The sequence below is a fragment of the Prauserella endophytica genome (genome assembly GCF_005146945.1).
Taxonomy (GTDB): Bacteria; Actinomycetota; Actinomycetes; order Mycobacteriales; family Pseudonocardiaceae; genus Prauserella_A; species Prauserella_A endophytica.
The window spans coordinates 110,521-122,494 of record NZ_SWMS01000008.1 but is presented as its reverse complement, the minus strand read 5'-3'; the positions used below and the strand labels follow the sequence as shown (position 1 = coordinate 122,494).

The 11,974-nt window shown below is 71.9% G+C and carries 15 protein-coding genes; 11 read left to right on the top strand and 4 right to left on the bottom strand.

Annotation, left to right across the window (positions count from 1 at the left end; all coding sequences use genetic code 11):
• Nucleotides 1-208: 208 nt before the first annotated feature.
• The gene (locus tag FCN18_RS16490) at nucleotides 209-694 is read left to right on the top strand and encodes a YbhB/YbcL family Raf kinase inhibitor-like protein (RefSeq protein ID WP_228714013.1); all 486 of its coding nucleotides are present in this window, start codon (nucleotides 209-211) and stop codon (nucleotides 692-694) included.
• Nucleotides 695-820: 126 nt separating this feature from the next.
• Here the strand turns inward: FCN18_RS16490 and FCN18_RS16485 are convergent, their stop codons facing one another.
• Both FCN18_RS16485 and FCN18_RS16480 read right to left on the bottom strand, forming a co-directional pair.
• Nucleotides 821-2,224, bottom strand: a complete 1,404-nt coding sequence (locus tag FCN18_RS16485) for an aldehyde dehydrogenase family protein (protein ID WP_137095525.1) — start codon at nucleotides 2,222-2,224, stop codon at nucleotides 821-823.
• An 87-nt stretch (nucleotides 2,225-2,311) separates the two neighbouring features.
• Nucleotides 2,312-2,503 carry a DUF2795 domain-containing protein gene (locus FCN18_RS16480; protein WP_110339494.1) on the bottom strand — a complete coding sequence of 64 codons (192 nt, stop codon included), beginning with the start codon at nucleotides 2,501-2,503 and terminating at the stop codon, nucleotides 2,312-2,314.
• A 56-nt stretch (nucleotides 2,504-2,559) separates the two neighbouring features.
• Between FCN18_RS16480 and FCN18_RS16475 the strand changes: the two genes are divergently transcribed.
• Genes FCN18_RS16475 through FCN18_RS16465 form a run of 3 tightly spaced genes read left to right on the top strand, consistent with a single transcriptional unit; the run spans nucleotide 2,560 to nucleotide 4,089 of the window.
• The gene (locus FCN18_RS16475; RefSeq protein ID WP_112274290.1) at nucleotides 2,560-3,129 is read left to right on the top strand and encodes a nucleotidyltransferase family protein; all 570 of its coding nucleotides are present in this window, start codon (nucleotides 2,560-2,562) and stop codon (nucleotides 3,127-3,129) included.
• On the top strand, nucleotides 3,113-3,379 hold the full coding sequence (locus FCN18_RS16470; protein ID WP_112274292.1) for a BON domain-containing protein: 267 nt from the start codon (nucleotides 3,113-3,115) through the stop codon (nucleotides 3,377-3,379). Before FCN18_RS16475 ends, FCN18_RS16470 begins: the two co-directional genes overlap by 17 nt.
• Complete coding sequence (locus FCN18_RS16465; protein WP_112274294.1) at nucleotides 3,376-4,089, top strand: metallophosphoesterase family protein; 714 nt, start codon at nucleotides 3,376-3,378, stop codon at nucleotides 4,087-4,089. Before FCN18_RS16470 ends, FCN18_RS16465 begins: the two co-directional genes overlap by 4 nt.
• On the opposite strand, the gene FCN18_RS16460 is transcribed toward FCN18_RS16465, so the two are convergent.
• Nucleotides 4,071-6,143, bottom strand: a complete 2,073-nt coding sequence (locus FCN18_RS16460; RefSeq protein ID WP_228713993.1) for a VanW family protein — start codon at nucleotides 6,141-6,143, stop codon at nucleotides 4,071-4,073. The genes FCN18_RS16465 and FCN18_RS16460 overlap by 19 nt on opposite strands.
• 99 nt (nucleotides 6,144-6,242) lie before the next feature.
• Nucleotides 6,243-7,844: a serine/threonine-protein kinase gene (locus FCN18_RS16455; RefSeq protein WP_137095524.1), complete on the bottom strand. Its 1,602-nt coding sequence runs from the start codon at nucleotides 7,842-7,844 to the stop codon at nucleotides 6,243-6,245.
• A 199-nt stretch (nucleotides 7,845-8,043) separates the two neighbouring features.
• On the opposite strand from FCN18_RS16455, the gene FCN18_RS39100 reads away from it, so the two are divergent.
• The 7 genes from FCN18_RS39100 to FCN18_RS16420 are packed head-to-tail and all read left to right on the top strand — an operon-like array spanning nucleotide 8,044 to nucleotide 11,944.
• On the top strand, nucleotides 8,044-8,649 hold the full coding sequence (locus FCN18_RS39100; RefSeq protein WP_158303122.1) for a hypothetical protein: 606 nt from the start codon (nucleotides 8,044-8,046) through the stop codon (nucleotides 8,647-8,649).
• A 5-nt stretch (nucleotides 8,650-8,654) separates the two neighbouring features.
• On the top strand, nucleotides 8,655-9,749 hold the full coding sequence (locus FCN18_RS16445; RefSeq protein WP_170200563.1) for an SRPBCC family protein: 1,095 nt from the start codon (nucleotides 8,655-8,657) through the stop codon (nucleotides 9,747-9,749).
• Entirely contained in the window at nucleotides 9,746-10,162 is a 417-nt protein-coding gene (gvpJ, locus tag FCN18_RS16440; RefSeq protein ID WP_113643023.1) for a gas vesicle protein GvpJ, read from the top strand. Before FCN18_RS16445 ends, gvpJ begins: the two co-directional genes overlap by 4 nt.
• Before the next feature lies 1 nt (nucleotide 10,163).
• The gene (locus FCN18_RS16435; protein ID WP_137095523.1) at nucleotides 10,164-10,958 is read left to right on the top strand and encodes a GvpL/GvpF family gas vesicle protein; all 795 of its coding nucleotides are present in this window, start codon (nucleotides 10,164-10,166) and stop codon (nucleotides 10,956-10,958) included.
• Nucleotides 10,959-10,962: 4 nt separating this feature from the next.
• Entirely contained in the window at nucleotides 10,963-11,214 is a 252-nt protein-coding gene (locus FCN18_RS16430) for a gas vesicle protein GvpG (RefSeq protein WP_137095522.1), read from the top strand.
• A gap of 5 nt (nucleotides 11,215-11,219) precedes the next feature.
• Entirely contained in the window at nucleotides 11,220-11,513 is a 294-nt protein-coding gene (gene gvpO / locus FCN18_RS16425) for a gas vesicle protein GvpO (RefSeq protein ID WP_369973601.1), read from the top strand.
• On the top strand, nucleotides 11,510-11,944 hold the full coding sequence (locus FCN18_RS16420; protein ID WP_137095521.1) for a gas vesicle protein: 435 nt from the start codon (nucleotides 11,510-11,512) through the stop codon (nucleotides 11,942-11,944). Before gvpO ends, FCN18_RS16420 begins: the two co-directional genes overlap by 4 nt.
• Nucleotides 11,945-11,974 lie beyond the last annotated feature (30 nt).

Here is an 11,974-nt window from a genome sequence, read left to right as displayed (position 1 = left end):
AGCCATGCCGGATCCGGGAAGCCACGGCTACGACGTCAAACGTGCTCGGCTGCGCTCCGAGTACGAGGACAGCGGAGTGAACGACCAGCGCGCGGACCGCGCCGCGAACGAGGAGCTGCGGCGGGAGCACCCCGCACGACCACACGGCGACCCCGACCGCGCGGCGGGCCCGAAGGGCACCCGGGGCACCAGCCGGGGCGACCCGGCCATCGACGCCGAGGGCAACCCGCCCGGGCCAGGCGAGGGCGAGCTGGAGCTACGCAGCGCGGCGTTCACCGACCACACGCTGATCCCCGACCGCTACGCCCACCACCGCGACAACGTCTCACCGCCGCTGGAGTGGACGCGGGCGCCGGATGGGACGGAGGAGCTGGCGCTGGTGTGCGAGGACCCGGACGCGCCGGGCGGGACGTTCACCCACTGGGTCGTCACCGGGCTCGCTCCCGACTGCACCGGCGCCGACGAGGGGCGCCTGCCTTCCGGGGCGACGCCGGGGCGCAACGGCTTCGGCGAGCTGGGCTGGGGCGGCCCGCAGCCGCCGGTCGGTGACGAGGCGCACCGGTACTTCTTCCGGCTCTACGCCGTCGACCGCCCGCTGGGACTCGGCGAGGGCGCGAGCGCGGAGGACGTCCACGCCGCCGTGGACGGGCACACCCTCGCGAAGGGCAACCTGGTGGGCCTCTTCGCCCGCTGACCACTCTGCCCACGGCAGCAGTGGGCTGACCCGACTGAGTGGGCTGACCCGACTGCAGTGAAGGCCACCTTGCCTGCGTTCAACGCAGTGATGGTGGCCTTCACTGCATGGGGCACTGCATGGGGCTCACTCAGGAGCCGGGGCGGGTTCGACGTGGACCACCTTGGTGGTGGTCATCTCGTCGAGGAGCTCCGGGCCGTAGCCGAAGCCCTGGCCGCTGGCGCCCCTCGGCTGGGCCGCGCCGCCAGGGGCGCCGCCGAACACGGCGTTGACCTTCACCGTGCCCACCGGCAGGGCGCGCCACGCACGCTGCGCGTGCTCCATCGAGCGGGTCAGCACCGTCGCCGCGAGGCCGTACCGGTCCGCGCACGCCATCCGAAGCCCCTGGTCGAAGTCGTCGACGACACACACGGGCGCCACCGGCCCGAACGTCTCCTCCCGCATGATCGCCAGGTCCGGCGCGCAGTCGGCCAGCACCGTGGCCGGGTACCGCGCCCCGGGCCCCTCGGGAACCACGCCGCCCGCGCACAGCCGTGCCCCCGCGGCGACCGCGTCGGCGACCTGCCCGTGCACCTTCTCCCGGTGCGGCAGGTCCACGAGCGGCAGCAGGCCGAGCCGCTCGGCCTCGCCCGTCAGGGCATCGACGAACGGCTCGGCGATCGCGCGGTGCACGTAGACCCGCTCCACCGCGACGCAGATCTGGCCGCTGTTGGCGAACGCGCCGGTCGCGGCCTGCTCCGCCGCCCACGCGGGGTCCACGTCGCCGTCGACGAGCAACGGGTCGTTGCCCCCGTTCTCCAGCAGCACCTTCGCGCCCGTCCGCGCGGCCGCGCCGGCGATGGCCCGCCCGGCCTCCGTGCTGCCGACGTGCGCGATGAGGTCGACGCCCTCACTGCCGGCGAGCCACGCGCCGACCTCGCCGTCGCCCGCCAGGCACGTCAGCACGCCCTCGGGCAGGTACGGCGTGATCAGCTCGCCGAGCAACAGGCCCGTGTGGGGACAGCGCTCGCTCGGCTTGTGCACCACCGTGTTGCCGGTCGCCAGCGCGGCGCCGACCAGGCCGCACGCCACGGCCACCGGGTCGTTCCACGGCGTCAGCACCACAGCCACGCCCCTCGGCTCGGGCACCATCAGGTCGGTCGCGCCGGGATCGCCGAGCAGGCTGCGCCCCCTGTGCACGGGTCCAAGCTCGGCGTACTGCTCCAGCGTGCCCGCCCCCGCGAGCACGCCCTCCTTCGCGTCCTCGGCGGGACGGCCGGTCTCGGCCTCGTTCACCCGCGCGAGGTCGTCGGCCCGGTCGCGGATCGCGGCAGCCGCCGAGCGCAGCGCGGCTCCCCGTTCCGCGGCGGGGGTTCCCGCCCACGCCACCCGTGCCGCCCGCGCCGCGGCGACCGCGTCGGTGACGTCCTGCCTGCTCGCCTTGGCGACCCTGCCGACGAGCCCGCCGTCGAGCGGGCTGTCGATGCGGATGGCGTTCGGCTCGTCGGGTCCGGCCGAGGGCAGGTCGAGTTCAACGGCGAGATCGGTCATGGCACACCTCCTGCGGCGAGGATGGGCCGCAACCGTCCGCCATAAACGTGGCCCCGCCCCGCCGCGTGGAGGTCGCCGTCGGGTCTCTCAGGTCTTGGAGTACTCCGCGCTCACCGCGTTCGGACCGTCGTAGGTGCGCTCGGGCAGGGAGCGCAGGTGCTCCAGCACGTCGTCGTCCGCGCCCTTGCTCCTGGCGTGCTCGACGAGGTCGTCCCTCGAGCACGGGTAGTCCACTCCGGCCAGGTACTTCTGCATCTGGATCGGGTTCGGTTGTGCCATCACCGCATCACCTCCACACGGCGCATACCCACGAGCCGAGCGGGTAACCGAACACGATGGAGGTCGACCAGGAACAGCTGCTGCGCACCATCACGAGGGTGGTGAACACGCTCAAGGCGGGCGGGCTGCGGTTCGCGCTCGCCGGAGGCTGCGCGGTGTACGCGCGTGGCGGCCCCGCCTCCGATCACGACGTGGACATCTTCGTCACCGAGCAGGACGCCGGTGTCGCGCGCAAGGCGCTCATCGCGGAGGGCATGCGCGCCGCGGACCCACCGGAGGACTGGCTCACCAAGGTGTACGACGGCGACTGCCTCGTGGACCTCATCTTCAGGCCCAACCAGCGCGCGGTGACGCCCGAGCTGCTCGACAGCTGCGACGAGATCCGGGTCGGCGCCACCTCGGCGCCGGTGCTGCCCGCCACCGACGTGATGGTCGACAAGCTGCTCGTGCTCGGCCCGCACCGCTGCGACCTCACACCGCTGCTGCCGATCGCGAGGGCGCTGCGCGAGCAGGTCGACTGGGCGCGGGTGGAGCGCGAGACCGCCGGTTCGCCGTACGCGCGGGCCTGTCTCGGCCTGCTCACCGATCTCGGCGTGAAAGGAGCGTCCGATGCTGAACCCGGGTAACGGCGAGGCACCCGAGTACGTCGCGGCGAGGATCCGCAGAGCGCTCGCGGAGGACCCGCGCACCGCGGAGCTCGGTATCCAGGTGACCGTGAAGGGCGAGCACGTGTACCTCTGCGGGTCCGTGGCGTCCCAGCATTGCAAGGAGGAACTGGACCGCGTGGCACACGAGAAGGAACCCACGCTGACCGTCCACAACGACGTCGACGTGGTCGAGGCGGGCGAGCCCGGCGAGCCGGAGGTGCTCCGATGATCCGCATCGCGGCCGTCGGCGACGTGCACCTCGGCCCGGACGCACAGGGCAGGCTTCGGCCCGCGCTGGAGCACCTGCCCGAGCACGCGGACGTCCTGCTGCTCGCGGGCGACCTGACCCGGCACGGCACTCCGGAGGAGGCGCGCGTGGTCGCCACCGAGTTCCAGGACGTCGGCGTCCCGGTGCTCGCCGTGCTCGGCAACCACGACCACCACGGCGACGCCGTGCCCGAGGTCACCGAGGTGCTCACCGAGGGCGGCATTCAGGTGCTGGAGGGCGACGGCGTGGTGCTGCCCATCGACGGGCACCGCCTCGGCGTGGCCGGGGTGAAGGGCTTCGGCGGCGGATTCGAGGGCCGCTGCGCGAGCGCGTTCGGAGAGCCGGAGATGAAGGCGTTCGTCGGGCACACCATCGAGATCGCAGGCAAGCTCCAGTCCGCGCTGGAATCGCTGTCGTGCGACATCCGGGTCGCGCTCATGCACTACTCGCCCGTGCCGGACACCCTGCACGGCGAACCGCTGGAGATCTACCCGTTCCTTGGCGCCTACCAGCTCGGCGAGGCCGTGGACGCCAGCGGAACACACCTCGCGGTGCACGGCCACGCCCACGCCGGCTGCGAGCGCGGCGTGACGCCCGGCGGCGTCCGGGTGCGCAACGTGGCGCAGCCGGTGATCCGCTCGGCGTTCACCGTCTACTGCGTGGAGCCCTGAGCGCCCTCGGGGTTCACCCCGTCCGTGGCGTCCGGTGTGGACGGTGGCTGCTCGCTCTCGCCCTGCCCGCCGTCCGCCGGCTCGGGGGACGGCCGCGGGGTGGGCTCGGGTTCCGGCTCCGGTTCGGGTTCCTCGCACACGATGGCGGGCTGCGGGTTGTAGACGACCGTGCGCGGCTCGCGCCGGACCACCTCGCCCGTGGCTACGTCGCGGAGGATCCGGGTGTCGGTCACGCTGAAGCCGCTGGCGCCGCTGCTCGGCGAGCAGGTCTCGATCGGCTCCACCTGCACCGGCGGCGACGTGTAGCCGAAGCGCTCGCCGGTCACGGACTCCACGTCGTAGCGCTTGGTGCCCCACAGCCGCACGGTGATGTCCGACTCCGTCCAGATCGTCTGGATCACCACGCCGGTCTCCGAGTCGTTGGTGAACTTCAGGTCGATGACGCTGGAGCCGTCCGGGTTCTGGTACACCGTGGCCTCGCGGCCCTCCGGGTATCGGCTGATGTAGTAGCTGTGCTCCTTGTGCTCGGTGTCCTTCATCCCGGCGAAGTACGCGGCGTTGTAGAGCGTGGTCGCGAACTGCGAGATGCCGCCGCCGACCGCGCGGCCCGGCACGCCGTTGGAGATCACGCCGGCGGCGACGTAGCCCTGTTCGAGTCCGCGGGGACCGGTGAACCCGTTGAGGCTGAACGTCTCCCCCGGTTTCACGACCGCGCCGTCGACCTTCTCGGCAACGGTGCGGATGTTGATGCCCGAGTCGTAGGCGAAGCCCTCGGTGGTGAACTCGCCGATGACCTCCTTGATGCCGAGCCGCTGCGCCTCCTCGGTGGTCAGCGCCGCGGGCTGCGCCGCGTACGTCGCTGTGATCGCGCGCTCGCCGCGCTGCTTCAGCACGTCGGGCAGGCCCGCCAGCGTCTTGTCCCAGTCGATGCCGCGGCCGTGCGCGGACGGCTCGATGCGCACGGAGCCGCCCGCGAAGACGAACCGGGCGTCGCGGCCGCGCTGTTCGGTGGGTGCGAGCTCGGCGCCGACGGCGTCGAGGACGGCTTTGCGGTCGATGCGCGGGGCGAGCGAACCGTCCTCGCGCGCGGTGAACTTCAGCGCCGCCGCGATCGCCTCCGGCTGCAGCACCGCGTCCCTTCCCTCGCCGTGCACGGTGACGGGCCCGGACACCGCCGGGGTGGCGATCTGCTCCAGCGCCGCGCGCACGGTCTCGGGGGTGCTGCGCACCGGGAGGGTGGACACGGGCAGCGACAGCGTGCCCTCGGCCGGCCAGTACCGCAGGATCCGGGAGCCGGCCTCGGCGACGTCGAGCTTCACCCCCTCCTCCGGGTCCTGCGCCACGGGAGTGAGTCCCTCGAAGCGGACCGTGCCCTCGGCGGCGTCGCGGTCGACCGCGGCCCGCAGTCGCTCCACCTCGGCGTCGAAGCGGCGGGGGTCGGCCTCGGAGACCACGCCGATGTCGTCGCTGGAGAAGAACGACGCGATCCTGGTGAACGGGTTCAGCGGCTGCCGCGCGGCCTCCGCTACGGTGGCGGCCCAGTCGACGCGCAGGCCGACGGCGGCCGGGTCGAGGGTGTGCGACGTTCCCGCGGCGGCCAGCTCGACCGGCCCGGTGAGCCGGGGTTCCAGCTCGGTGCGCAGCAGCTGCTCGGCGTCCTCGGTGCTCATGCCGCCTACGTCGACACCGGCGACAACCGTGCCCCTGGCCACGTCGCCCTGGGTCACCAGCAGGTCGAGGCCGTAGAGCAGTGCCAGCCCGCCGACCACGGCACCCGCGATGACACCGGCCTTCCGCAGCTTCCGCCGGTCGGGGCCGGAGTCCACTGCGGACTCCGTGGGCTCCGCGGACTCCGCTGCCTCGGTGAGCTCCGCTGCCTCCGTGAGCTCGGTGGGCTCGGTGGCCTTCGCGGACTCCGCTGCCTCGGTGGGCTCCGTGGGCTCGGTGGGTTCGGTGGATTCCCCGGACCCGGGTGCGGTCGGCTCGGTGGTCTCCGCCTCCTGGCGGGTCTCGTCGTCCGGCTGCGGTTCGGTCGAACTGTTCTCCTGAGACACGGTTTCCCCGACTGATCTACTGGTGCGGCAGAAGAGGTGAGCTGGCCAAAACTACCTCACCAGACCGGGTTCGATGATCACTACCCCGGTCGATCACGCTCAGCCGTCGTCGTCCGAGTCCCGTTCGCCCCGGCGTTTCTTGTCTCCCTTGCCCCCGTTCTCGATCTTGCGCGAGGAGACGAGCTCGTCGGAGTCGATCAGCACGTCGCCGCCCTCGGTCACCATGCCGAGCCGGTGCACCTCGCGGTACACGTCACCGCCGTCCACGGTGAACTCCAGCGCCACCTGCACGGTCTCCTCGTTCAGCGCCCGAGGGCCGCTGACCACCTCGACCCTCTTGATCTCGTCCCAGAACTCCTCGTACTCGTCCCTGCCCTGCTCACGCAGGCCCGGCCCCAGCGCGGCCCAGCCCGCGTCGGTGTCGTCGGGCAGTGCCGCGTAGTAGTCCTCGACGGCGTCGACCAGCTCTTCCGGGTCGGCCGTCTCGGAGGTCGGTGCGGGGCTCGAGAGACTCGACGAGACGGCGGTGGTGGCGGCCGCGGCGGTCGTGGTCGCGGCGGTGGTGGTCGCGGCGCCCGCACCCGCCGAGGCACCCGCGCTGTTCGTGGCGTTCACCAGCAGCTCGGCCGCGAGTATCCCGAGCGCCGCCGCGGCCAGCACGGCCAGCGCCGTCAGCGCGATGCGCCTGCCCTGCGAGGACTGCGGGGGCGGCGCCTGGCCCTGCGGCATCCGCGAGACCGCGGCCTGCGGCGGCGGGGACGTCGGAGGCGGGGGCAGCGGCGAAGCCGGGTGGAGGTCGAGCCGGGTCGCCGGCCTGCGCGGAGGCGGCGCGGGAGCCGTCGCGGGCAGTGTCGGCGGGTCGGCGACGGGTGGCTGCTTGCCGTCGGCGACGGCCTGCAGCGCCTCGGCGACCCAGGCCATCGTCGGCCGCGCCGAGGGCTCGGTGCTCAGCATCGCCTGCAGCTGGGCGGTGAGCGGGCCCGCCTGGCGCGGCGGGATGGTCTGCCCGGTCGCGACCGTGTGCAGCAGCGCGATCTCGTTCTCGGTGTTGCCGAACGGGGGCCGGCCCTCGACCGCGGCGTAGAGCGTCGCGCCGAGGGAGAAGACGTCGGAGGCGGGCCCGGGTTCGCTGCCGCGCGCCGCCTCGGGAGAGAGGAACGCGGGTGTCCCGGCGAGCAGGCCCGTGCTGGTGACCGTGATGTCCCCTGCGGCGCGGGAGATGCCGAAGTCGGTGATCTTGGTGGTGCCGTCGTCGCCGAGCAGGATGTTGCCGGGCTTGACGTCCCGGTGGATGACGCCCGCCGTGTGCGCGGCGGTCAGCGCCGAGGCGACCTGCGCGCCGATGCGGGCCACCTCGACCGGCGGCAGCACGCCCCGCTCGTCGAGCACCGCGGAGAGGCTGCGCGAGGGCAGGTACTCCATCACCAGCAGCGGCCGGCCGTCCTCGTCGGCGACGTTGTACAGCGAGATGGCGTTGGGGTGCTGCAGTCGCGCGGCGATGCGACCCTCCCGGAACGCGCGCTGCCGGGCCTTCTCGGTCTCGGCCTCGTTCAGCCCGGGTGGGAGCAGGAGCTGCTTGACCGCCACCGTGCGATCGAGACGCTCGTCCACGGCCCGCCACACGACCCCCATGGCGCCGCTGCCGATGCGGCTCTGGAGGCGGTAGCGGCCGCCGACCACGCGTCCCTCTTCGTCACTCAACGGCGCCTCCCCTGTCACGCGGACAGATTAGAGCGTGTGTGTCGCCGTGCCCCGGCGAGGACCCGGCACATGCTGCGCCACCTGGAGTAATTCGCCTCCGAGCGGCGCCACAGCGTTTCGTCGTCACCCAATGGTGGTAACTCGTCCGTGGGCAAGGCTCGGCAGTTAGCAAACCACCGTTGATCGAAGGAGATCGATCATGAAAGGCGGGGCACAGGTAGCCGCGGCAGTCGGCGCGGGGTACCTCCTTGGGCGCACTCGCAAGATGCGGCTGGCGCTGATGATCGCCGCGGCGGGGGCGACCGGAAAGCTGGGCGGAGCGCCCCGCGAGCTGCTGCAGCAGGGGGTCAAGCGGCTCGCCGCATCGCCCGAGCTGAGCAAGATCACCGACAGCGTGCGCGGCGACCTCGTCGACGCGGCCAGGTCGGCGGCGATGGCGGCGGCGAGCAGCCGGATCGACTCGCTCAACGACCGGCTGCAGGGCGTCCGCGCACCAGGGACCGGCAAGCGCGACGAAGCCGGAGCAGCCGAGGACGAGGACTACATCGACGCCGAGGAGGCGGAGACCGAGGAGGAGCCAGGCGAGGACGAGGAGGCCGAGGACACCGGCGAGCTGGAGGACACCGAGGAATCGGAGGAATCCGAAGAGCCTGAGCCCGAGGAGGAAGAGGAACCGGAACCGCCCCGGCGCAGGCGCGCCGCGCAGACCCGGTCGGCGGCGAGCCGGTCCTCGCAGGGCAGGACCACCCGTACCCGCGCTACGCCGGCCCGTGGCCGGGCGCCCGTGCGGCGTACCGGGAGGTGAGGGCAGTGGCCACGAGGACGGCGTCGAAGGCCGCAAAGGCCGCGGGCAGCGCGGCGAAGAACACCGGCGAGGGCGCGGCGAAGACGGCGGGTGACACCGCGAAACAGGCCGGCAGCGCACTGACCCCCTCGGAGCTGCTCAAGCAGGCGATGGGACAGCTCGCAACGACCATGGCGGAGCGGGCGGCGTCGTCGGTGACCGACCGTGTGTCCGCGACAGCGGAGCGGCTCAACCACTACGCCGAGAGCGGCGGCAGCGGTGGTCTCAAGGCCGCGCTGACCGGCGCCTCGAAGCTAGCCGAGGGCAAGTCGCCGACGTCGGCCGCGATGAGCGCCGGGTTCAGCCGCGTGAAGGACAAGGTCAAGGACGCGGTCGGTGGGCTCACACCCGGCGGCGGTGGTGGCGGCACTGGCGACAAGGTCAAGGTCACCAACATCGTCGAGTCGATCGACGTCGGCGTGCCCATCGACCTCGCCTACAACCAGTGGACGCGGTTCACGGACTACCCGCGCTTCATGAAGAAGGTCGAGCGGGTCGAACAGGTCTCCGACGAGAAGCTCGAGTGGAAGGCGCAGATCTTCCTCTCCCACCGCACGTGGGAGTCGACCATCGAGGAGCAGGTGCCGAACGAGCGCATCGTATGGCGCTCCAAGGGCGAGAAGGGCTACGTCGACGGCGCGGTGACGTTCCACGAACTCGGCCCCCAGCTGACGCGGATCGTGCTCGTGCTCGAGTACCACCCGCAGGGCTTCTTCGAGAAGACCGGCAACCTCTGGCGCGCACAGGGCCGCAGGGCCCGGTTGGAGCTCAAGCACTTCCAGCGCCACGTCATGGCGCACGCGCTGCTGCACCCCGAGGAAGTCGAGGGCTGGCGCGGGGAGATCCGGCAGGGCGAGGTCGTCGACGAACAGTCCGAGGAAGAGTCCGAGGAAGAGCCCGAAGAAGAGTCCGCAGAGGACGAGAACGCGGAGGACGAGAACGCGGAGAACCCGCCCGAGGAAAGAACAACGGAAGGCAACGACCGGGAGGAGTCCCGGCCCCGTCGCCGGCGCACGGCGTCGGGGAACACGACGCGCAAGACCCGAGGAGGTCGTTCGTGACCACAGCTGTCCAGCCGGCAGGCGGCGGAGGAGGAGGGTTCGACCGGCCCTCGTCCTCCAGCCTCGCCGACGTCATCGACACGATCCTGGACAAGGGATTGGTGATCGATGCCTACGTGCGCGTCTCGCTCGTCGGCATCGAGCTGCTGACCATCGACGCGCGGATCGTCGTGGCCAGCGTGGACACCTATCTGCGGTTTGCCGAGGCAGTGAACCGGCTCGACATCTCCGACAACGAGCAGAAGGGCCTGCCCGACCTCATCCAGGACATGAACGAGGGCGGGGCCAAGTCGAGGACCAAGGGCGCGCTCGAAGCCGCGGGTGACAAGCTCAAGGACTTCCTCGCCGAGCCCGCCGACGAGGGCGATCGGGAGCCGGTGAACCGTGGCCGCAGGCGAAAGGACGAGGACTGACATGGCTGACACCGCCGACACCCAGGCGAGCGAGGGCAACGAGCGCGACACCGTCGCCTACATCTACGGCATCGTGCCCGCCGATGTGGAGAGCGACCCCGAGGCGCGGGGCATCGGCGACCCGCCGAGCGAGATCGCGGTGGTGCGGCATGGCGACATCGCTGCGCTGGTGAGCCACATCAGCCCCGACAAGCCGATCGGCAAACCCGAGGACCTCACCGCACACGCGCAGGTCCTCGACGCCACCGCCGGCGTGGCGCCCGTGCTGCCGCTGCGTTTCGGTGCCGTGGTCTCCGATGAGGATGCCGTGACGAGTGAACTGCTCGCCGAACACCACGACGAGTTCGCCTCCGCGCTGCGCGAGCTGGACGGCAAGGCGGAGTACGTGGTCAAGGGCCGCTACGACGAGCAGGCCGTCCTCAAGGAGATCCTCCAGGAGAGCGAGGACGCCGCGCGCCTGCGCGAGGCCGTCAAGGAGAAGCCGGAGGACGCCGCCCGGAACGACCGCATCGCGCTCGGCGAGCTGATCAACAACGCGATCGCCGCCAAACGCGAGGTCGACACCCGCAAGGCCGTCGAGAAGCTCGGCGAGCTGGGCGTCACCGTGAACGTGCGGGAGCCCACGCACGAGCGCGACGCCGTCTACGTCGCGTGCCTCGCCGAGGTCGCCCGGCAGAGCGACCTCGAGAAGGTCGTCGGCGAGCTGGCGAACGCATGGGAGGGCAGGGTCCACATGCGACTGCTCGGCCCGCTCGCCGCGTACGACTTCGTCGTGACGAAGCAACCGCAGGAGTGAGGACATGGGTGTGGTCTCGTTCATCCTCGGCCTGCCGCTGGCCCCGGTCCGCGGTGTGATCTCCCTCGGCAGGGTGATCCAGGAGCGTGTCGAGACCGAGATGCGCGATCCGGCGTCGGTGCGCCGGGACCTCGAGGCCGCCGAGGAGGCCAGGGAGGCGGGCGAGATCTCGTCGGGCGAGGAGGCGAGAGTGCAGCAGGAGGCTCTCGACCGCATGACCGGTGAGCCGGAGTCACCGGGCGCCGTGAAGGAGTGATGGCAGTGGCAGGCAAGCAGGGCGCGTCCGAACTGCCCGCTCCGGAGGCCGCCGAGGTCGCGCTGGAGCACATCGGCAAGCTGACGGGCCGCGAGATCGTGGGCGTCACGTCGGTGGAGCCCACCGACGACGGCTGGCGCGTGGAGGTCGAGGTCGTGGAGGAACGGAGGATCCCCTCCACCTCCGACCTCCTCGCACTGTACGAAGTGGACTTGGACCTCGGGGGCGAGTTGCTCGCCTACCGAAGAACCCGCCGTTTCAACCGCGGCAGGGGCGACTCGGGGAACGGGATGGCATGACCGAGATCGGACAGCCGGCGTCCTCCGCGCTCGGGTCCTCGCAGGCATCCGGAGGCCACCAGCCCGCCAACCTCGGCGACATCCTCGAGCGGGTGCTCGACAAGGGCCTCGTGATCGCGGGTGACATCCAGGTCAACCTGCTTGACATCGAGCTGCTGACCATCAAGCTGCGGCTCGTCGTCGCCTCGCTGGAGACGGCGAAGGAGGTCGGCATCAACTGGTGGGAGAACGATCCGTGGCTCACCGGCAGCAACGGCACCAGGGAGCTCGAGCGGGAGAACCAGGAGCTGCGCGAGCGGATCGCGCGGCTCGAGTCGGGCCGGGACGAGCCGAGGCAGGTCGAGGGGGCGAGCGACGAGGACGAGCCGGTGGACGTGGTGAACGGCGAGCTCGCCGAGGAGGAGGAACCCGCCCGCGACGAGCGGCGCTGAGGCGCTGGCGCGCTGATGGAAGGTGTGAAC

Excerpts from the sequence above, each read along its gene's own strand:
- FCN18_RS16465 (WP_112274294.1), top strand. The coding sequence starts at position 3,376 with ATGATCCGCATCGCGGCCGTCGGCGACGTGCACCTCGGCCCGGACGCA.
- FCN18_RS16420 (WP_137095521.1), top strand. The coding sequence starts at position 11,510 with ATGACCGAGATCGGACAGCCGGCGTCCTCCGCGCTCGGGTCCTCGCAG.
- FCN18_RS16470 (WP_112274292.1), top strand. The coding sequence starts at position 3,113 with ATGCTGAACCCGGGTAACGGCGAGGCACCCGAGTACGTCGCGGCGAGG.
- FCN18_RS39100 (WP_158303122.1), top strand. The coding sequence starts at position 8,044 with ATGAAAGGCGGGGCACAGGTAGCCGCGGCAGTCGGCGCGGGGTACCTC.
- FCN18_RS16480 (WP_110339494.1), bottom strand. The coding sequence starts at position 2,503 with ATGGCACAACCGAACCCGATCCAGATGCAGAAGTACCTGGCCGGAGTG.
- FCN18_RS16475 (WP_112274290.1), top strand. The coding sequence starts at position 2,560 with ATGGAGGTCGACCAGGAACAGCTGCTGCGCACCATCACGAGGGTGGTG.
- FCN18_RS16430 (WP_137095522.1), top strand. The coding sequence starts at position 10,963 with ATGGGTGTGGTCTCGTTCATCCTCGGCCTGCCGCTGGCCCCGGTCCGC.
- FCN18_RS16485 (WP_137095525.1), bottom strand. The coding sequence starts at position 2,224 with ATGACCGATCTCGCCGTTGAACTCGACCTGCCCTCGGCCGGACCCGAC.
- FCN18_RS16435 (WP_137095523.1), top strand. The coding sequence starts at position 10,164 with ATGGCTGACACCGCCGACACCCAGGCGAGCGAGGGCAACGAGCGCGAC.